Source organism: Mesorhizobium sp. WSM4887 (assembly GCF_029625865.1).
Lineage (GTDB): Bacteria > Pseudomonadota > Alphaproteobacteria > Rhizobiales > Rhizobiaceae > Mesorhizobium.
Genome location: NZ_JARTVP010000001.1, coordinates 517,978 through 537,607, shown reverse-complemented (window position 1 = coordinate 537,607; position 19,630 = coordinate 517,978). Strand labels below are relative to the sequence as shown.

Annotated in this window: 18 protein-coding genes; 14 read left to right on the top strand and 4 right to left on the bottom strand. The window is 64.8% G+C overall.

Going from position 1 to position 19,630, the window contains the following annotated elements; genetic code table 11:
* The first annotated feature begins 292 nt into the window (after positions 1 to 292).
* Both ilvD and P9230_RS02620 read left to right on the top strand, forming a co-directional pair.
* Positions 293 to 2,017 carry a dihydroxy-acid dehydratase gene (ilvD, locus tag P9230_RS02625; protein WP_066999948.1) on the top strand — a complete coding sequence of 575 codons (1,725 nt, stop codon included), beginning with the start codon at positions 293 to 295 and terminating at the stop codon, positions 2,015 to 2,017.
* The gene (locus tag P9230_RS02620; RefSeq protein ID WP_278052967.1) at positions 2,004 to 2,831 is read left to right on the top strand and encodes a tetratricopeptide repeat protein; all 828 of its coding nucleotides are present in this window, start codon (positions 2,004 to 2,006) and stop codon (positions 2,829 to 2,831) included. The genes ilvD and P9230_RS02620 overlap by 14 nt, the downstream gene beginning before the upstream one ends.
* Before the next feature lie 15 nt (positions 2,832 to 2,846).
* Here the strand turns inward: P9230_RS02620 and P9230_RS02615 are convergent, their stop codons facing one another.
* From P9230_RS02615 to erpA, 4 genes are all read right to left on the bottom strand, one after another.
* Positions 2,847 to 3,122: a hypothetical protein gene (locus P9230_RS02615; RefSeq protein ID WP_278117308.1), complete on the bottom strand. Its 276-nt coding sequence runs from the start codon at positions 3,120 to 3,122 to the stop codon at positions 2,847 to 2,849.
* 79 nt (positions 3,123 to 3,201) lie between these two features.
* Entirely contained in the window at positions 3,202 to 3,996 is a 795-nt protein-coding gene (gene xth, locus P9230_RS02610) for an exodeoxyribonuclease III (RefSeq protein ID WP_067329529.1), read from the bottom strand.
* Between the two features lie 7 nt (positions 3,997 to 4,003).
* Complete coding sequence (locus P9230_RS02605; protein ID WP_095778431.1) at positions 4,004 to 4,396, bottom strand: VOC family protein; 393 nt, start codon at positions 4,394 to 4,396, stop codon at positions 4,004 to 4,006.
* A gap of 10 nt (positions 4,397 to 4,406) precedes the next feature.
* The gene (gene erpA / locus P9230_RS02600; RefSeq protein WP_066999964.1) at positions 4,407 to 4,754 is read right to left on the bottom strand and encodes an iron-sulfur cluster insertion protein ErpA; all 348 of its coding nucleotides are present in this window, start codon (positions 4,752 to 4,754) and stop codon (positions 4,407 to 4,409) included.
* 70 nt (positions 4,755 to 4,824) lie between these two features.
* On the opposite strand from erpA, the gene P9230_RS02595 reads away from it, so the two are divergent.
* The 12 genes from P9230_RS02595 to P9230_RS02540 all read left to right on the top strand — a co-directional run bounded on the left by P9230_RS02595 (position 4,825) and on the right by P9230_RS02540 (position 19,577).
* A complete protein-coding gene (locus tag P9230_RS02595; protein WP_278117305.1) occupies positions 4,825 to 6,042 on the top strand; it encodes a deoxyguanosinetriphosphate triphosphohydrolase in 1,218 nt (405 codons plus the stop codon).
* Positions 6,043 to 6,102: 60 nt separating this feature from the next.
* Positions 6,103 to 7,860 carry an arginine--tRNA ligase gene (gene argS / locus P9230_RS02590; protein ID WP_278117303.1) on the top strand — a complete coding sequence of 586 codons (1,758 nt, stop codon included), beginning with the start codon at positions 6,103 to 6,105 and terminating at the stop codon, positions 7,858 to 7,860.
* A gap of 103 nt (positions 7,861 to 7,963) precedes the next feature.
* Complete coding sequence (locus P9230_RS02585) at positions 7,964 to 11,791, top strand: SPOR domain-containing protein (RefSeq protein WP_278117302.1); 3,828 nt, start codon at positions 7,964 to 7,966, stop codon at positions 11,789 to 11,791.
* A 235-nt stretch (positions 11,792 to 12,026) separates the two neighbouring features.
* Positions 12,027 to 13,046 (top strand): beta-N-acetylhexosaminidase, encoded by a 1,020-nt coding sequence (gene nagZ, locus P9230_RS02580; RefSeq protein ID WP_127216655.1) that lies wholly within the window; start codon positions 12,027 to 12,029, stop codon positions 13,044 to 13,046.
* Between the two features lie 63 nt (positions 13,047 to 13,109).
* Complete coding sequence (locus P9230_RS02575) at positions 13,110 to 13,910, top strand: ScpA family protein (RefSeq protein WP_067329546.1); 801 nt, start codon at positions 13,110 to 13,112, stop codon at positions 13,908 to 13,910.
* Entirely contained in the window at positions 13,907 to 14,662 is a 756-nt protein-coding gene (gene scpB / locus P9230_RS02570; RefSeq protein ID WP_067329549.1) for an SMC-Scp complex subunit ScpB, read from the top strand. The genes P9230_RS02575 and scpB overlap by 4 nt, the downstream gene beginning before the upstream one ends.
* A gap of 179 nt (positions 14,663 to 14,841) precedes the next feature.
* Positions 14,842 to 15,060 carry a twin-arginine translocase TatA/TatE family subunit gene (locus P9230_RS02565; protein ID WP_066999984.1) on the top strand — a complete coding sequence of 73 codons (219 nt, stop codon included), beginning with the start codon at positions 14,842 to 14,844 and terminating at the stop codon, positions 15,058 to 15,060.
* An 83-nt stretch (positions 15,061 to 15,143) separates the two neighbouring features.
* Positions 15,144 to 15,887: a Sec-independent protein translocase protein TatB gene (gene tatB, locus P9230_RS02560; RefSeq protein ID WP_095825611.1), complete on the top strand. Its 744-nt coding sequence runs from the start codon at positions 15,144 to 15,146 to the stop codon at positions 15,885 to 15,887.
* Positions 15,884 to 16,750 (top strand): twin-arginine translocase subunit TatC, encoded by an 867-nt coding sequence (tatC, locus tag P9230_RS02555; RefSeq protein ID WP_095778424.1) that lies wholly within the window; start codon positions 15,884 to 15,886, stop codon positions 16,748 to 16,750. Before tatB ends, tatC begins: the two co-directional genes overlap by 4 nt.
* 109 nt (positions 16,751 to 16,859) lie before the next feature.
* A complete protein-coding gene (serS, locus tag P9230_RS02550) occupies positions 16,860 to 18,164 on the top strand; it encodes a serine--tRNA ligase (RefSeq protein ID WP_278117297.1) in 1,305 nt (434 codons plus the stop codon).
* A 4-nt stretch (positions 18,165 to 18,168) separates the two neighbouring features.
* Positions 18,169 to 18,927, top strand: a complete 759-nt coding sequence (gene surE, locus P9230_RS02545) for a 5'/3'-nucleotidase SurE (protein ID WP_278117295.1) — start codon at positions 18,169 to 18,171, stop codon at positions 18,925 to 18,927.
* Entirely contained in the window at positions 18,924 to 19,577 is a 654-nt protein-coding gene (locus P9230_RS02540; protein ID WP_095825608.1) for a protein-L-isoaspartate(D-aspartate) O-methyltransferase, read from the top strand. The genes surE and P9230_RS02540 overlap by 4 nt, the downstream gene beginning before the upstream one ends.
* The last annotated feature ends 53 nt before the right edge of the window (positions 19,578 to 19,630 follow it).

The window sequence follows — 19,630 nt, the reverse complement described above, 5'->3', positions numbered from 1 at the left end:
CGCTCCCGCAATTCCGCGAAGAAGGCCGGGCACCGCCCGGCCTTTTTCTATTGGGCAATCAACGGCCTGGGCGGGTTGGCCGATCCTGTGTTGCAAATTAGCTGCACAGCCGGCGCTTCAGACGATTGTGACGTTTCAGCAACAGTTTATGAACAACCCCGAAGCTAAAAGGCTAGCCGAGGGAACTGCCCATTTCCCGCCATAAACCCGGAGCAACTCGAGTAGGTCTCGGGACGCGTGCCAGGTTGGCCCGGCGATGGGACCGGCCGCGGGGTGTGCGGCAAGGACGACGATGGACGCCAAGGCAATCTCCAAGGCCAAGCTGCCCAGCCGCTACGTGACCGAAGGTCCGGCGCGCGCGCCGCATCGTTCATACCTCTACGCCATGGGATTGTCGGCGGCCGAGATCGCGCAGCCGCTCGTCGGCGTCGCCAGCTGCTGGAACGAGGCCGCACCCTGCAACATCTCGCTGATGCGCCAGGCGCAGGTGGTGAAGAAGGGCGTCGCGGCCGCCAATGGCACGCCGCGCGAATTCTGCACCATCACCGTCACGGACGGTATCGCCATGGGCCACCAGGGCATGAAGTCGTCCCTGGTGTCGCGCGAGGTGATCGCCGATTCAGTCGAGCTCACCATGCGTGGCCATTGCTATGACGCGCTGGTCGGGCTTGCCGGCTGCGACAAGTCGCTGCCCGGCATGATGATGGCGATGGTGCGGCTCAACGTGCCGTCGATCTTCATTTATGGCGGTTCGATCCTGCCCGGCAGCTACCGCGGAAGGCAGATCACCGTGCAGGATGTGTTCGAGGCGGTCGGGCAGCATTCGGTCGGCACGATCTCCGATGCCGAGCTGCTCGAGATCGAGCAGGCCGCCTGTCCGTCGGCAGGGTCGTGCGGCGCCCAGTTCACCGCCAACACCATGGCCACGGTCGCCGAGGCGATCGGGCTGGCCTTGCCCTATTCCTGCGGCGCGCCGGCGCCCTACGAAATGCGCGACCGGTTCAATTTCGCCTCCGGCGAAAAGGTCATGGAGCTGATCGCGAAAAACATCCGGCCGCGCGACATCGTTACCCGCAAGGCGTTGGAGAATGCCGCGACGGTCGTGTCGGCCACCGGCGGCTCGACCAACGCGGCACTGCATCTGCCGGCGATCGCGCATGAGGCGGGTCTCAAGTTCGACCTCTTCGACGTGGCGGCGATCTTCGAAAAGACGCCTTATATCGCCGACCTCAAGCCCGGCGGCAAATATGTCGCCAAGGACATGTTCGAGGCCGGCGGCATTCCGCTCTTGATGAAGACGCTGCTCGACCACGGCTATCTTCACGGCGACTGCATGACGGTCACTGGCCGCACTTTGGCCGAAAACATGGAGCACGTTGCCTGGAATGAGAGCCAGGATGTTGTGCGTCCCGCCAATCGGCCAATCACCAAGACAGGCGGCGTTGTGGGCTTGAAGGGCAACCTCGCCCCCGAAGGCGCGATCGTGAAGATCGCCGGCATGTCGGAGCTGAAATTCTCAGGCCCGGCGCGCTGCTTCGATTCGGAAGAGGAGTGCTTCGAAGCGGTCACGCAGCGCAATTACCGGGAGGGCGAGGTTCTCGTCATCCGCTACGAGGGGCCGCGCGGCGGTCCGGGCATGCGCGAGATGCTGTCGACGACGGCAGCGCTCTACGGCCAGGGCATGGGCGGCAAAGTGGCGCTGATTACCGACGGCCGTTTTTCCGGTGCTACACGTGGTTTCTGCATCGGCCATGTCGGGCCGGAGGCGGCGGTCGGCGGGCCGATCGGGCTCATCAAGAATGGCGACGTGATCTCTATCGATGCCGTTAATGGCACGATAGAGGTGGCGCTGTCGGATGCCGAACTGGCGGCCCGGGCCAAGAAATGGAAGGCGCGCAAGACCGACTATCAGTCCGGCGCGATCTGGAAATATGCGCAGACCGTAGGGTCGGCCCGCGACGGCGCGGTCACCCATCCGGGCGGCGCAAAAGAAACACACTGCTATGCGGACATTTGAGGTGTTGAGGTCATTTGTCTTGCCGGCACTGGTCGCGGTGGCGACCTTGGGCGCCGTCGGGCAGGCCATGGCCTTCGATGACAAGGTGTTCGACGACAAGACCGGGGTCAAGCCGCAGTCGAGTCCGTGGGCGGTGTTCCAGTTCGGCTTCTCCGCCTACAAGAACGGCCACAAGGACCAAGCGGTCGAGGCCTATAAATATGCCGCCGAGAACGGCCAGATCGGCGCCACCTGGAAGCTAGCGCGAATGTATGCCCAGGGCGACGGCGTGGCCCGCGACGACTATGCGGCCTTCAAGTTCTTCTCCGAGATCGTCGATCAGGATGTCGAGCCCGGCTCGCCCGAGGAAAGCTATGTCTCCGACGCGCTTGTCGCGCTCGGCGACTATCTGCGCAAAGGTATCCCCGGCAGCCCGGTCGAGGAGAACGAGGTTGCGGCGCAGGAATACTACATGCGCGCCGCCGCCAACTACCGCAACCCGAACGCGCAGTTCGAGATCGGTCAGATGTTCCTCAAAGGCGAGGGCGGCGTGAAGGCCAGCGTCAAGCAGGCCGGGCGCTGGCTGCAACTCGCGGCCGAAAAAGGCCATGCCGGCGCGCAGGCGACGCTCGGCAATCTGTTGTTCCAGAGCGGCAAGATCGTGCGCGGCCTGGCGATGATGACGGCTGCCTTGGAGCGTGCCCCGCCGGCGGATCAGCCCTGGATCCGCAGCATGCAGGAAGAGGCCTTCGCCGCGGCTGGCGAAGCCGACCGTCGCACGGCGATTTCGCTCGCCGACGACATCCTGACCAAGGGCAACAACGGCGACCAGTAGGCCGCAGCTTCGGCTTCAATTTTCGGTAGGTTCCGTCGGCGCCGTGATTGAGATCGGGTGCAGTTTCGGCGCCTGATTCTCGCCGGGGCAGTCGTCCTGGACCTCAGTCCAGGACGTGTTGTTGAGAACCATGTCGCAGCGGGCGAGGTGACTTTCGCCGGCAATGGTCAGGCAGGCCGTCTCACCGAGCTTGAACGATTTGCCGTTGGCAAGACACTCCGGCGCCGCGAGCGCCGGCGCGGCAAATGCCAGCGCAAGGCCGACCGGGCAAAGAACAAATCGGATCGCCATCGAACCCCGCAACAATCCCGCATCAGACACACGATTTGTGGCGACATCAGGGTTCGGCAAGAGTCCGCAAGCAGCGCCTTCAGGCCGGCTGCAAGCGCAGATCGATGGCCACCGGCACGTGGTCGGAAGGTTTTTCCCAGGCGCGGACGTGCTTTTCAACCGAGGCCGACGAGAAGCGGTTGGCGGCTTCGGGAGACAGCAACAGATGGTCGATGCGGATGCCGTTGTTCTTCTGCCAGGCGCCGGCCTGATAGTCCCAGAAAGTATAGACATCCGGCGAATCGGTCACGGCGCGCACGGCCTCCGTGAACCCGAGATTCTTCAGGCGCCGGAAGGCCTGCCGCGTCTGAGGCTGGAATAGCGCGTCACTGCGCCAGTTTTCGGGGAACCTGGCGTCGGCGGGCTCGGGGATGACGTTGTAGTCCCCGGCCAGCACCAGCGCTTCCTCGAGCCTCAGCCGCTCTTCCGCCCAGCGCTCTAGCCTCGCCATCCATGACAGCTTGTAGGAAAACTTCCGCTCGTCATCGACTGGGTTGCCGTTCGGCAGATAGAGGGAGGCGACCCGCAGCGCGCCCTTATCGGTCGAGAAGACGCCTTCGATGAAGCGCGCGTGGTCGTCGGCATCGTCGCCAGGCAAACCGCGATTGACCTCGTCGAAGGGCAGCTTCGACAGGAGAGCGACGCCGTTGAAGCTCTTTTGGCCGTTGGTCTCGACATTATAGCCCAGCGCCTCGATCTCGGCCCGCGGGAACTGGTCGTCGACGGTCTTGATCTCCTGCAGGCACACGATGTCCGGCGCGCTCTCGGTCAGCCAGTGGGTGAGGTTGCCGATGCGGGCGCGAACGCCGTTGATGTTCCAGGTGACGATCTTCATGCGGACCTCAATGTTCTTCCGGCGCAAGGCGCTCGACGAGGCCGATCGTATTGCCTGCCGGATCCTTTAGAAAGGCCATCCATTCGCTTTCCCCCGCCGGACCGAACCGGCCCTCGGTGTCGCGATGGACCAGCGCCGGCGACGCGGTGAAAGGAACACCGGCGGCTTTCGCCTCGGCATGGAAGGCCTCGAGGCCGGCAATATCGAGATAGACGGTGCCGGGGGGCACGCCGTCGCCAAAAAACAGCCGCACGCCGCCCGCGATGATGAAGGCGATGCCCGGCGGATCGTAGCGCGCATGCACGCTCATGCCGAGCACATCGTGCCAGAAAGCCAGCGTTCTATCGAGATCGCGCCCGGCCGACAGCGCGACCTGACGGACCGCGCCGACCGTGGGCATTGGCGGCCCGCTAGACGGAGAAGCTGGTGCCGCAGCCGCAGGAGGCGACGGCGTTCGGGTTTCGGATCTGGAAAGACTGACCCATAAGGTCATCGACGAAATCGATCACCGAGCCGCCCATATAGACCAGCGAGAGGTCGTCGATGAGGATCGTGGCGCCATCCTTCTCGATGGCTACGTCGTCGTCGTTGCGACTATCGACGAGATCGAACTTGTAGGAGAAGCCGGAGCAGCCGCCGCCTTCGACGGAAACGCGCAAGGCATTCTTGCCCGGCTCGCCGGCCAGAATCCTGGCGATCCGCTTCGCGGCCGCTTCGGTCATTTCGACCTTCATGGCAGTCTTGGCATCCGCGCCCATCGGCGTCACCTTGCTTTCGGTTTCCCATGATAGGTATGAAGCGGACGGGGGCAAGTCAACTGGTGGGCGAATGGGCAAGGATGCTCTCGGTGAGATCGGTTTCGGCTACCGGCCGCGCGCCGTTTACGCGAGCGATCCGGCGCGCTCGCGCGGCCGCCTGTTCGATGAGCCGGAAAGTCCGACCCGGACGCCATTCCAGCGTGACCGCGACCGCATCATCCATTCCACCGCCTTCCGCCGGCTGAAGCACAAGACGCAGGTGTTCATTTCGCATGAGGGCGATCACTACCGCACCCGGCTGACGCATTCGATCGAGGTGGCGCAGATTGCCCGCGCCCTGGCACGCGCGCTGCGCGGCGACGAGGATCTGGCGGAGGCAGTGGCCTTGGTGCACGATTTCGGTCACACGCCTTTCGGCCATACCGGCGAGGAGGCGCTGAACGAAAAGATGGCCGGCTGGGGCGGCTTCGATCACAACGCGCAGTCGCTGCGCGTCGTCACCCGGCTCGAGCGGCGCTACGCCGAGTTCGACGGGTTGAACCTCAGCTGGGAGACGCTGGAAGGGCTGGTCAAGCATAACGGGCCGCTTACCGATGCAAGCGGGAAGGGGCTCAAGGGCCCCGTGCCGCAGGCGATCCGCGACTATTCCGCGCTGCACGACCTCGAGCTCGACCGCTTCGCCGGCATCGAGGCGCAGTGCGCCGCGATCGCCGACGATATCGCCTACAACACGCATGACATCGACGACGGCCTGCGTGCCGGCCTGCTGACGCTGGACATGCTGGAAGGCATCGGCCTGCCGGGCTCGATCCTGAGTGGCGTGCGCGCCCGCTACCCGCAACTCGACGACGTTCGCACCGGCCACGAGCTGATGCGGCGGCAGATCACGCTGATGGTGGAGGATGTCATTGCTGCCGCTGCCGCCAATATCGAACGCCTCAAGCCGGACAGCGCCGATGCGGTGAGGGCGGCGGGTGAGACGATGGTCACCTTCTCGGCCGAAATGGCGGCAGCCGAAAAGGAGCTGAAGGCCTTTCTTTACAAGCATCTCTACCGGCATGCCGAAGTGATGCGCGTGCGGGCCGACGCCGAGCAGATCGTCCGCGACCTGTTCGAGGTCTATTTCGCCGACCCGCGTGCCATGCCGGACGGCTGGCGCGAAGGGCTCGACAGGGCGCAGGATCGCATCAAGGCGCGCAGCGTCGCCGATTTCCTGGCCGGAATGACCGATACCTATGCGCTCAAGGAGCATAGGCGATTGTTTGACCATACGCCGGATTTGGGCTAGGGCGAGCCACGATTTTGTCGGCCAAGCAGCCGGTCCCTCTTAAAGCCCAGAGCATACCCGATGAATATCTTCGCCGATTTCAACGCGCGGATCGTAAAAGCCGTCGAAGCCCTTGATCTGAAGGACAAGGATGGCGGAGCGCTGGATCTGTCGCGCATCGCGGTCGAGCCGCCGCGCGACGCCAGTCATGGCGACCTTGCCACCAATGCGGCGATGGTGCTGGCAAAGCCCACCGGCCAGAACCCGCGCGCGCTGGCCGAGCAGTTGACCGCAGCGCTGCGCAGCGATGCCGACATCGCTTCCGCCGATGTTGCCGGCCAGGGCTTCGTCAATCTCCGGCTGAAGGACGGCTTCTGGCAGGCGCATTTGGCAGTGCTGCTCGGCGAGGGCCGCAACTATGGCCGCTCCAAGATAGGCGGCGGCCGCAAGGCCAACGTCGAGTATGTCTCGGCCAATCCGACCGGCCCGATGCATGTCGGCCATTGCCGGGGCGCCGTCGTCGGCGACACTTTAGCCAACCTGATGGCCTTCGCCGGCTACGACGTGACCAAGGAATATGTCATCAACGATGCCGGCTCGCAGATCGACGTGCTTGGACGCTCGACCATGCTGCGCTATCGCGAGGCGCTCGGCGAAGCCGTCGGCGAGATTCCGCCAGGCCTTTATCCAGGCGACTATCTGATACCCGTCGGGCAGGCGCTGGCCGAACAGTTCGGCCTCGGCCTGCTGGAGATGCCGGAAGACGAGGCGCTGGCGATCGTCAAGGATCGCACGGTCGACGCGATGATGGCGATGATCCGCGAGGATCTGGCGCTGCTCAACGTGCATCATGACGTGTTCTTCTCCGAACGCACGCTGCATGCCGACAACGCCAAGAAGATCCGCGCGGCAATCGCCGACCTGACGCTGAAGGGCCATATCTACAAGGGCAAGCTGCCGCCGCCGAAGGGCGAGAAGCCGGACGACTGGGAAGACCGCGAGCAGACGCTGTTCCGCTCGACCGCGGTCGGCGACGACATGGACCGGGCGCTGGTGAAATCGGACGGCTCGTTCACCTATTTCGCCGCCGACGTCGCCTATCTCAAGGACAAGGTCGAGCGCGGCTTCGTCGATCTCATCTATGTGCTCGGCGCCGACCATGGCGGTTACGTCAAGCGGCTCGAAGCGCTGGCGCGCGCGGTCGCCGGCGACACGGTCAAGCTCACGGTCCTGCTCTGCCAACTGGTGAAGCTGTTCCGCGACGGCGAGCCGGTCCGGATGTCGAAGCGGTCAGGGGATTTCGTCACGCTGCGCGACGTGGTGGAGGAGGTCGGCCGCGACCCGATCCGCTTCATGATGCTCTACCGCAAGAATGATGCGCCGCTCGATTTCGACTTCGCCAAGGTCACCGAGCAGTCCAAGGACAATCCGGTGTTCTACGTGCAATACGCTTCCGCGCGCTGCCACTCGGTGTTCCGGCAGGCGAGCGAGCAATTGGGCGAAGCGAATTTCGACCGCGACCGGCTTGTGGCTTCGGTTGCGTCGCTGACGGACGAGGGCGAAATCGGCCTCATCCGGAAACTCGCTGAATATCCACGGCTAATCGAATCCGCGGCGCTTGCGCTGGAGCCGCACCGGCTGGCATTCTACCTCTACGATCTGGCGTCGAGCTTCCACGCACACTGGAATCGGGGCACCGACAACCCAGACTTACGTTTTGTTAAGGTTAACGACCCACAATTGACGTATGCCAGACTGGGGCTGGTGCAGGCTGTTTCGGATGTTTTGACCTCCGGCCTGACGCTGATAGGAGCTGATGCGCCTACCGAAATGCGTTAGGTTTGACTAAAAAGCCTGTCACCTTTTGCCCACATTGCGCTGGTAAGGGCCAACCCTGCGCGACGTCCATGGCGTCCGACTGTGTGCGAGTTCGGGAACAATAATGGCAGACAGAACCCAGCTGAAAGTAGCCGCAAGCAATCATATCGCCGACGACGATCCGTTCGCCGAACTGACCCGCATCATGGGTTTCGATCCGCGTCAACCGGTCAGGCCGCAGTCGCCGGCGGCCGCAAAGGCTGCGCCCGCGAACCAGGCTGCCGATGGGGCCGACTTCGACATCGACCTCGAAAAGGAGCTGATGGGCGACTTCGACATTGCCGAGGAAAGCGAGCCGGTGGCGCAGCAGGCTGCCCAGGCTGCGCCGGCTTACTGGGCTGCCACTCTCACCGACGACGAGCTCGCCGCTTCTCTCGAACGGGATTTCGTCTTTGACGATGCGGCGGATCACGCCCATTTTGCCACGCCCGCTGTTGCCACGCCCCCAGCGCCGGAGCCGGCCGCGGACACGGCATACGACGATGATTTCGAGAAGGCGGTCGCGCGTTCGTTGGAAGTCTCGCCCGTGCAGGACGAGCTTTCCGTCGACCAGGAAATGGCGGCCTCGCTGGATGAGGGCTTCTGGATCGACGACCAGCCTGACACGGACGAGAGCGCCGCCGCGGCCGCCGAGCCTGCGGCTGTCGAGCCTGCTGTCCTTGAGCCTGCGGACGAGACGGCGTTCGACGCCGATTTCGACACTGCGGTCCAGATGTCGCTCGAGGACGAGTTGGCCTTCGATGACCGTGATATTGAGCCCGAAGGCGCCGACGTGCAGCCGATCGAGGCTCACGCCGCTGTCGACCAGCCGATCGCCGCTAAAGACTACGAGAGTGGGTCCGATCAGGCCGAATTCGTTCGGGCCGCAGTTGATCAGGCCCATCTCGATCAGGCTCATTTTGATCAGGCCCAATTTGAGCAGGCGACGGCTGATATCGCCATGGATATCGATCAGCCGCAGCACCTGATCCTGGAACAGGAACTGTCGGTCGACGACGAGCCATCGCCGGCCCTCGAGGCGCCTGTCGAGGCCGAGCATTTCGCCGCCGATCCCGAGCCCGCCTTCGATCCCCAACCCGATCACGGACCTGTAGCCGATCAGGTCTTCGAAGACGATTTCGAGCTCAGCTTCCGTGACGCGCTTGCCGAGGAGCCGGAAGGTCCGGCTGTCGATCCTGAACCGGTCGCCGGTCACGAGGCCGCGGCCGAGGAGGTCTTCGGAGACGATTTCGAACTCAATTTCGACAACGTGCCGTTCGGGGATCCGGAAGCGCCGGCTGCCGAGGCCGTCGCCGCGGCGGAGCCGCCATTTGCCGAGCCTGCTCCTTCTGCATCGGCACCGGTTCCGCCGGTTGCGGCAGTCGACCCGGCTAAGCCGGCCGCAGGCGAGCGCAGCCTGGAAGACGAACTCAATGCGCTGCTTGGCGCCATGACGGCGCGGCCAATTCCGGTTGCGCCGGTCCCGGTTGCTCCCGTGCCGGCCGCCGCATCGGCGCCGCGGTCGGTCGTTCAGCCGGCTGGCGACACCGACCAGAAGGCTGGCGTGGGCGATGAGCTCGATTGGGACCTCGACGCACGCAACGAGCCCGCCTACGGCACGCAGATCGCCCAGTCCGCCGATGCCGATCTCGATAGGCTGCTCGCCGGCGAACTCGACCGGCAGGGCTTCGAAGGCGCGGCTTCCGAACAGGATGCCGAACCGAGTATAGATTTCGATGACGAGGCTTTCGACGCCGCCTTCGCCAAGGGCATCGAGATGGACGCGCCTGTCGCGCCTGCCGAACCGCCAAAGTCGTGGAGCCGCGTGACCCCGGTCGCAGCGCCGGTGCACGCCTCTTATGCCACCCAGCCTGCGGCTACGGCGCCGCAAACCGCGGCCCCTGCCTACGAACCGGTGAAGGATTATTCTGCATACGCCAAGCCGGCGCCGCAGATGCCGACGCCTGCCTATCGTGCGGAGCCGGCGAAGGACTATGCCGGTTACGCCACGCCGGCCCCGGCGCCGCAGATGTCGGCGCCTGCCGATCGTGAGGAGCCGGCGAGGGACTATTCCGCTTACGCCACGCCGGCCCCGGCGCCGCAGATGTCGGCGCCTGCCTATCGTGAGGAGCCGGCGAGGGACTATTCCGCTTACGCCAAGCCAGCCGCGGCGCCGCAGTCTCGCCAGCAGGAGGAAATGCCCGATGTCAAGACGGTCGACGTGCCGGAGCGCGTGGTGGCGTTGGCCGACGACCTCGACATTCCGGAGCTCAGCTTCGAGGAGGATCAGCCTGCGGCGGCTGCCTATGACGATCTCGATGCCGAGTTTGCCGGCCTGCTTAGCGAGATGAACGCAACCGAGATCGCTCAGGCGCCTGTGCAGAGCCGGGGCTATGAGGACGACTCCCACAATGCCGGACTCAAGACCGGCTACGACCGCCGCGAGTTGCGGGCCGAGACGGCCGCTGCACCGGCGACCCTGTCCTATGCCGCAGCTGCAAGCCAATTCGATGCAGACGATTTGCCCGGCAGCCGGCCGGTCTCGCAGGCGGACGACTTCGCCGTCGACGAACTTGACTACGATCCTGAGCTCGACGAAGCGATGACTGTGCCCGGCTTTGCCGAGCGCGAAGCCGCGAAGCCGCGAAGCCGTGGCATGATGCTTGCCGCGCTCGTCGGCGCCGTTGTGGTCGCGGGCGGTCTCGGCGCTCTCGCCTTCTCCTTTGGCGGCAAGGGCGGCAGCGAAGCGCCCGTGATCGTGAAGGCGGACAATTCGCCGATCAAGGTCAAGCCGCAAAACCCGGGCGGCACCGTGGTGCCGAACCAGGACAACAAAGTCTATGACGCCGTGGCCAAGGGTGGGGCGGCCAAGCCCGCCGAACCGGCGCAGCAGAAACTGGTGACCAACACCGAGGAACCTATCGACGTGGCGTCGAAGGAACCCCCGCAGAGCCGGATCGTCGACCTTTCGCCTGACGACACCGACGCCGCGCCTGGCACCAACTCAGCCGGCAATGCGGCCGCGGCAGCGCCGGTTCCGGACACAGCAGCTCCGGCCGCAGCCGCGCCGGCACCGGCCGAAGCAGCGCCGGCTCCGGAAGCCGCAGCGCCGGCACCGGAGGCCGCAGCGCCCGCACCGGACGCAGCAGCGCCGGCTGACGCCCAGGCCGCCGCCCTCGCAACCCCACAGCAGGCCGCTCCGGCGCCGAAATCGGAAGACCGCATCGCCCAGGTTCTGCAGGAGGCAGACAAGGGGACCAACAACGATGTCGTCGCCGTGGCGCCGCGCAAGGTGAAGACCATGATGGTGAAGCCTGACGGCTCGCTGGTTCCGCGCGAGGATCCGGCTCCCGCGCCGCAGGTCGCGGCAACCGAACCGACCGATCCGGCGCCGCAGCACGTCGCTTCCGCCGGGCAGGGCGATGCCCAGCCGACAGGCGCCGTCACGCCGGCAACCGATCAGGCTGCCGACCAAGGCGGTGATGACCAAAGCGCTGCCGCCGCGGTGAAGCCAGCCGCCGCGGCGAAGACCGAAGCCAGGGTCCAGTCCGCCAACACGCCGGCGAAGGTGCCGGTGGCGCCGCCGCGTCCGTCCGATCAGCCGGTCGATATCGTCGGCGAGGTCAAGCCCGACCAGGTCGCCTCCATCGATCCGGCGGCGGCAGGCGGCGGCTCGTGGTCGATGCAGATCGCTTCGCAGCCGACGGTTGAAAGCGCCCAGTCCACCTACCAGGACCTGCAGCGCCGTTACGGAAGTGTGCTCGCCGGACGCACAGCCAACATCGTCAAGGCGCAGATCGCCGGCAAGGGCACTTTCTACCGAGTCCGGGTCCCGGCCCAGTCGCGCAACGACGCGATCAATCTGTGCACCAACTACAAGGCGGCCGGCGGCACCTGCTTCGTGTCGCGCTGATCATTTACCACCGTTCAGAGCCGGCGTCGCCGCGAGGCCGCGCCGGCTTTTTCGTTGTGGACGGCTGTCGTCATTCATGCGGCACCGGTCAGGGGTGATTCCCCTTTGGTTCGCAAAATCTTAGAGCGGTTCAGCGCCGGCAGAATCACCGAACCCGCATAACTCCTTGTTTTTACGGAATTCCGGACGCAAAACCGTTACACACTTTTCCTGGAATTGCTCTAAGCTTCGATCCATGACCGAATCAAAATCCATGATCCTCGGCTGCGCCGGGAAATCCCTCACTGAAGATGAAATCCGCTTCTACGGCGACGAACGTCCTTGGGGCTTCATCCTGTTCGCGCGCAATGTCGGCGAGACCGAGCAGATCCGCGACCTGGTCGCCTCGATGCGCGAGAGCGTCGGACGCCCGGATGCCCCGGTCTTCATCGACCAGGAGGGCGGCAGGGTGCAGCGCCTGCGACCGCCGCTGGCGCCGAACTATCCTGCAGGCGGAGCGCTCGGCGCGCTTTGGCGCGACGATCGCGAGGCCGGCCGCCGTGCCGCGTGGCTGCTCGCGCGGCTTCACGCCTTCGATCTGCTGCGCCACGGCATCACCGCCGACTGCCTGCCGGTGCTCGACGTCCCCATTGCGGGCGCCAGCGATGTCATCGGCGCGCGCGCGTATGGTATGGAGCCCAATGCCGTGATCGAGCTTGGCCGGGCTTCGGCCGAGGGTCTGATGTCGGGTGGCGTCCTGCCGGTCATGAAGCATATTCCCGGCCACGGCCGCGCCTTTGCCGATACGCATTTCGCGCTGCCGACGGTCGACACGCCCCTCGCCGAGTTGCGGCAACATGATTTCGCCCCGTTCAAGGCGCTCAACCACCTGCCGATGGCGATGACGGCGCATGTCGTCTACAGCGCGATCGACCCGGACAATCCGGCGACGACCTCGGCCAAGGTCGTCAACGAGGTGATCCGTGGCGAGATCGGCTTCGACGGGCTCCTGATGAGCGACGACACCTCGATGAAGGCACTTTCTGGGGATTTCCCGACAAAGGCGGCCGCGATCCTTGCGGCGGGCTGCGATCTCGTCCTTCACTGCAACGGCGTTTTCGAGGAAATGTCGGGGATCGCGTCGCGTACGACGATGCTCGAAGGCAAGTCCTTGGCGAGAGCGGAGCGGGCGCTGGCCTATATAAAGGACCGCGACGTCGCGGACGAAAGCACCATACGCGCGGAATTCGCCACCTATTTCGACGCGGTGGCCTGAACCGAAGGGAAAGCAAGGCAAGTGGCGGAAACATTGGACAGCAAGGCCGCGAAGGCCGCACCGATGGACCGTCTGTGGGCCGAGAACGACGAGTCACGTCTGACCAGCGACCCGTCGCTGGTGGTCGATGTCGCCGGCTTCGAGGGCCCGCTCGATCTTCTGCTGCATCTGGCGCGCAACCAGAAGGTCGATCTCGCCCGCATCTCGATCCTGGCGCTCGCCGAGCAATATCTGGCCTTCATCGAGAAGGTGAGGGCGCTGAGATTGGAACTCGCGGCCGACTATCTGGTCATGGCGGCATGGCTTGCCTTCCTCAAGTCGAAGCTGTTGATCCCGAAACAGCCGGGCGAAGAGGGCGAGAGCGGCGAGGAACTGGCAGCGGTGCTGCAGTTCCGGCTGAAGCGGCTGGAGGCGATGCGTGATGCCGCTGCGCGCCTGGTCAACCGCAACCGGCTCGGCCGCGACGTCTTCGCGCGCGGCATGCCGGAAATGGTGATCGTCGAGAAGCGCAATGCCTATTCGGCCTCGCTCTACGATCTGCTGACCGCCTATGCGCAGCAGCGCCAGCGGCAGGCGATCAGCAACGTGACGATCGCCAGGCGCGCCGTATGGTCGCTGAAGGACGCACGCGACGTGCTGGCACGGCTGGTTGGAACGATTGGCGACTGGACGGCGCTCGACAGCTTCCTGATCCAATATCTGGCCGCGCCGGAAGAAAGGCGCACGGCAATCGCCAGTTCGTTCGCCGCGACACTCGAAATGGTGCGCGAGGGCAAGCTGGATCTGCGGCAGGATCAGGTCTTCGCGCCGATCTATCTGCGCGGCCGCGCACGAGGGGTCAAGGCAGTCGAGGTGGCATCATGAGTGAACGCGCCAACGCTTCGGTCATCCCGTTCAAGGTCGAGGTCGAACCGGAAGCCGAGATGGCCGAGCAGGGTTCTATCGAGAACCCCGCCGAGCGGCTGCAATTGTCGGAAGCAGTCCGCATGGCCGAGGCGATCATCTTCGCCAGCGCCGAGCCGGTCAGTGACAGGCAACTGGCGGCGCGCCTGCCCGAGGGCGTCAACATTGCGGCCGCAATGGCCGATCTGCAGGAAATCTACGCCAAGCGGGGGGTCAACCTGGTGCGGGTCGGCGACGCCTGGGCGTTCCGCACCGCCGGCGACCTGGCTTTCCTGATGAGCCGGGACTCGGTCCAGCAGAGAAAGCTCTCGCGCGCGGCGCTCGAAGTTCTGGCGATCATCGCCTATCACCAGCCGGTCACCCGCGCCGAGATCGAGGATATCAGGGGGGTCGAGACCTCGAAGGGCACGCTGGACACGCTGCTGGAGACGGAGTGGGTCAGGATGCGCGGCCGCCGCCGCACGCCCGGCCGTCCCGTGACCTACGGCACGACCGACGCTTTCCTCGATCACTTCGCGCTGGAGGAGATCCGCGACCTGCCCGGCATGGAAGAGCTGAAGGGCGCCGGATTGCTTTCGACGCGCATGCCGTCCAATTTCTCGATGCCGGTGCCACCGGCCGATCCGGACGCGCTGGCCGAGGACGAGGATGCGCTGACCGATATCGACCTCGAGGAGCTCGGATTGCTCACGCCGCGCGTCACCGAAGAGTGAGTGCGAAACCGATACGAATGGTTTATTAGCAGGGGCTGCGCGGATTCGTAGCAAGGCGCTCACGCCGAAAGTGCGTGACATCCGCTAGCCATTTTACCAACTTCATTGCGGTTGTGTTTGAATCCCCGAGCGAAAACGCATAGATCATCGCCGAGGGAAAACATTCGAGAGAGATTGTTATGGGTTCACTATCGATATGGCACTGGCTGATCGTTCTGGTCATCGTGCTGCTCCTGTTCGGCCGCGGCAAGCTGCCGGAGCTGATGGGCGACATGGCCAAGGGCATCAAGAGCTTCAAGAAGGGCATGGCTGAGGACGATACCGACGACAAGCGGACCGTCGAGCACCGCGCCGACGAGACCGTATCGCCGGGCAAGGAAAAGGTCAGCAAGAGCTGAGTCCGGTTGTTGCTTTGAGCATGTCGTTGTCCCAGAACCCTTTCGTGTTTTTGGGCGACAGGCTCTCGTTGGAATAGATTGCCATGTTCGAAGTCGGCTGGAGCGAGCTGCTGGTGATCGCGGTCGTCATGATCGTGGTCGTCGGGCCGAAGGATTTGCCCAACATGCTGCGCACGTTTGGCCGCACCGCGGCCAAATTGCGCGCCATGGCGGGCGACTTCCAGAAGCAGTTCAACGACGCCCTGAAGGAAGCCGAGCTTGACGATGTCAAGGACTCGGTCGACAGCCTTCGTGGGCTCAGCCCGATGAACGAAATCCGCAAGCAGCTCAATCCGTTCGAGCAGGCGGCGGCCGACGTTCGGGCCGGCGTCGATACGATGATGAAGCCCAAGCCGGCTTCCGATCAGGCGCCCTCGGATGCAACGACCCCGCAGCCTGCCGAGCCGCTGAAGAACGGCGCGACGGAGATCCCGGGCATCAACGGAACCGACGTCGCCCCGGCTGTGCCGATGTCCTCGCCAGCTGCGCCGATCTCCCCGGCCTTGAATGAGGCCTCCGTGACCACGCCCATTGCGGAGACCGCCGGGTCCGCCCAGCCGGCGAAAAAAGTGGCCGCGTCGAAGACGAAAGCCGCCGGTGCAGCGGCGAAAGCGGCATCGGCCAAGGCTCCGGCGCCTAAAGTCCCGGCAAAATCTGCGCCGGCGGCGGCAAAGGCCGCAGCGCCTGCTAAGGAAGCGGCACCCAAGGTTGAGGCCAACCCCGCGGCGAAGAAGCCGGCCGTGAAAAAGGCCGCCGATGCCAAGAAGACGGCAGGAGCCGCCAAGTGAGCGTCTCGGACAAGGAGAGGGAAGAGATCGAAAAATCCTCGGCGCCGCTGATCGAGCACCTTGTCGAGCTGCGCCGGCGGCTGATCTGGTCGCTGGGCGGCTTCTTCATCGCCTTCCTCGCCTGCTTCTTCTTCGCCAAGCGCCTGTTCAACCTTCTGGTCGTCCCGTTCAAATGGGCGACGCAATGGGCTGGGCTCGACCCGCACAAGGTCGAGCTGATCTACACGGCGCCGCAGGAGTTCTTCTTCACCCAGGTGAAGCTCGCCATGTTCGGCGGCATGGTCATCGCTTTCCCGCTGATCGCCACGCAGATCTATAAATTCATCGCGCCGGGTCTTTACAAGAACGAACGCAGCGCCTTCCTGCCGTTCCTGATTGCGTCGCCCATCCTGTTCCTGATGGGCGCCTCGCTGGTCTATTTCTTCTTCACCCCGATGGTGATGTGGTTCTTCCTCGCCATGCAGCAGGTCGGCACCAACGACCAGGTGCAGATCTCCTTGCTGCCGAAGGTGTCGGAATATCTCAGCCTGATCATGACGCTGATCTTCTCCTTCGGCCTGGTGTTCCAGCTGCCGGTGGTGACCAGCCTGCTGACGCGCGTCGGCCTTCTGTCGTCGCAGGCGCTGGCCGAGAAGCGCAAATGGGCGATCGTCATTGCCTTCGTCGTCGCCGCGGTGTTGACCCCGCCCGATCCGATGAGCCAGATCGGCCTCGCTCTTCCGACCATCGTGCTCTACGAGGTCGCGATCTTCACTTCGCGCCTGATCGAGCGCAGCCGGGAGCGCGACCGTCTGGCGCGCGACAGGCAGGAAGAGGCAGGCAGCGCTGTCGCCGGAAAGACGCCGGACGCGCCGTCAACCTAGCGCTAAAACCTGGTCCCAGGCCTGAAAAACACGGCTGCCGGCTGCTGCTGTCTTGCATCGATCAGGGATGCGGTTTACGCCCTCGAACCTTACTCGAGGACGGAAAGCCATGCTTGACATCAAATGGATTCGCGACAACCCGAAGGCCCTTGTCGAAGCGCTGGTGAAGCGCTCGTGGTCTGCTGAGGACGCCCAGTCCGCCGTCGAAGATCTGATCGCCAGGGACGAGGAGCGGCGCACCCATCTCAGCGAATTGCAGGTCAAGCAGGAGCGCCGCAATGCCGCTTCGAAGGAGATCGGCAATGCCATGCGCTCGGGCGAGGCCGCGCTTGCTGAAAAGCTCAAGGCCGAGGTCGGCGAGATCAAGGCGTTCATCCAGAACGGCGAGGCGCGCGAGCGCGAGCTCGACCAGGCGCTGAACGACTCGCTTGCGGTCCTGCCCAACGTGCCGCTCGACGACGTGCCGGTCGGCAAGGACGAGCACGACAATGTCGTCAAGCGCGTCGTCGGCGATGTGCCGACCCGCCCGAACTGGGTGAAGGAGCATTTCGAGATCGGCGAAGCGCTCGGCATGATGGATTTCGAGCGTGCGGCGAAGCTGTCCGGCTCGCGCTTCACGGTGCTGAAGAGCCATCTGGCGCGCATGGAGCGCGCGCTCGGCCAGTTCATGATCGACCTGCACACGACAGAGCACGGCTATGAGGAGATCCAGCCGCCGCTGATGGTGCGCGACGAGGTTCTCTTCGGCACCAACCAGCTGCCGAAATTCGAACTGGACCTGTTCTTCACGCCGCATGGCGACGGACGGCTGGGCCTGATCCCAACCGCGGAAGTGCCGCTCACCAACCTGGTGCGCGAGGAGATCACGCCGCATGAGAAGCTGCCGCTGCGCTACACGGCGCTGACGCCGTGCTTCCGCTCGGAAGCGGGCTCGGCCGGCCGCGACACGCGCGGCATGCTGCGCCAGCACCAGTTCTACAAGGTCGAGCTGGTGTCGATCACCGACCAGGAAAGCTCGCTCGCCGAGCATGAGCGCATGACGCAATGCGCCGAGGAGGTGCTGAAGCGGCTCGGCCTGCCGTTCCGCACGGTGACGCTCTGCACCGGCGACATGGGCTTTGGCGCACGCAAGACCTACGACATCGAGGTCTGGCTGCCGGGCCAGAACGCCTATCGCGAAATCTCGTCCTGCTCGGTCTGCGGCGACTTCCAGGCGAGGCGCATGGATGCCCGCTACAAGGACAAGGACAGCAAGGGCAACCGCTTCGTGCACACGTTGAACGGCTCCGGCACCGCGGTCGGCCGCGCTCTCATCGCCGTGGTCGAAAACTACCAGAATGAGGACGGCAGCGTAACCATTCCTGAAGTGCTGCGGCCTTACATGGGTGGTCTCGCCAAGATCGAATCGAAATGAGTTCATGCGCATCCTGCTGACCAATGATGACGGGATCCACGCCGAAGGCCTTGCGTCGCTCGAACGCATCGCCCGAACGCTCTCGGATGATGTCTGGGTGGTGGCGCCCGAGCAGGACCAGTCCGGCTACGCGCATTCGCTTTCGATTTCGGAACCGCTCAGGCTGAGGAAGGTCGGCGAGAAGCATTTCGCCGTGCGCGGCACGCCGACCGACTGCGTCATCATGGGCACGAAAAAGATCCTCCCCGGGCCGCCTGACCTCATCCTTTCGGGGGTCAACTCCGGCGCCAACATCGCCGACGACGTTACTTATTCGGGCACGGTGGCCGGCGCCATGGAGGGGGCGCTGCTCGGTATCCGTTCGATCGCGGTCAGCCAGGCCTATTCCTATCTCGGCGAGGACCGCGTCGTCCCTTACGAGACGACCGAAGCGCTGGCGCCGGCGCTGCTCAAAAGGCTGATCGCAACGCCGCTGCCGGAAGGCGTGCTGCTCAACGTCAATTTCCCGAACTGCGCACCCGACGAAATCGAGGGCACGGTCGTCACCGCGCAGGGCAAGCTCGTGCACAGCCTTTGGGTCGACGAGCGCCGCGACGGTCGCGGTCTGCCTTATTACTGGCTGCGCTTCGGCCGGGAGCCGGTCGAAGGCAAAAAGGGCACCGATCTTTACGCGCTGCGCAACCGGCTGGTGTCGGTGACGCCGCTGCAGCTCGACCTCACCGCCCATGAACTCCGCGACCAGCTGACCAAGGCGCTGTCATGACCATGGCTATCGACGACCGTGAAGGTTTCGCCGCTTTCCTGCTGCGGCTGCGCGGCAGGGGCACGGCGCCGAAGGCACTGGTCGCTGCTTTCGAGGCGACTCCGCGGCGCGGCTTCCTATCCGCGCAGTTCCATTCGATGGCCTGGTCGGAAGGCATGCTGCCGATCGAATGCGGCGAGGCGATCGAGGGCGCGGACCTGCAGGCGGCGGTGGTTGCGGCTTTGGCCATCGAGCCGGGCAACCGCGTGCTCGAGATCGGCACCGGGTCCGGCTATACGGCAGCCGTGATGTCCAGGCTTGCCGCGCGAGTCGTCAGCGTCGACCGCTACAAGACCTTGACCGAGCAGGCAAAGCAGCGTTTCGAGGCGCTCGGCATCAGCAATGTCATCGTACGCCAGGCCGACGGCTCCAACGGCCTGCCCAACGAAGGGCCGTTCGACCGCATCATCGCCTGGGCGGCCTTCGACAGTCTTCCGCGCTTCCTGCTCGATCAATTGTCGAGCGGTGGCGTCGTCATCGCGCCGATCGGCCCGGAGGAGGGCGAGCAGGTGCTGGCCAAGCTCACCAAGGTCGGCAGCCGTTTCGAGCGCGAGGACATCGGCCTGGTCAGGCTGCAGCCGGTCCTGCGCAGCGTCGCCGCGGTGATCTAGCGCGCCAGCCCTGCGATCGACGGCTAACCGCGCCGAACGCGCCTGCAGACCAT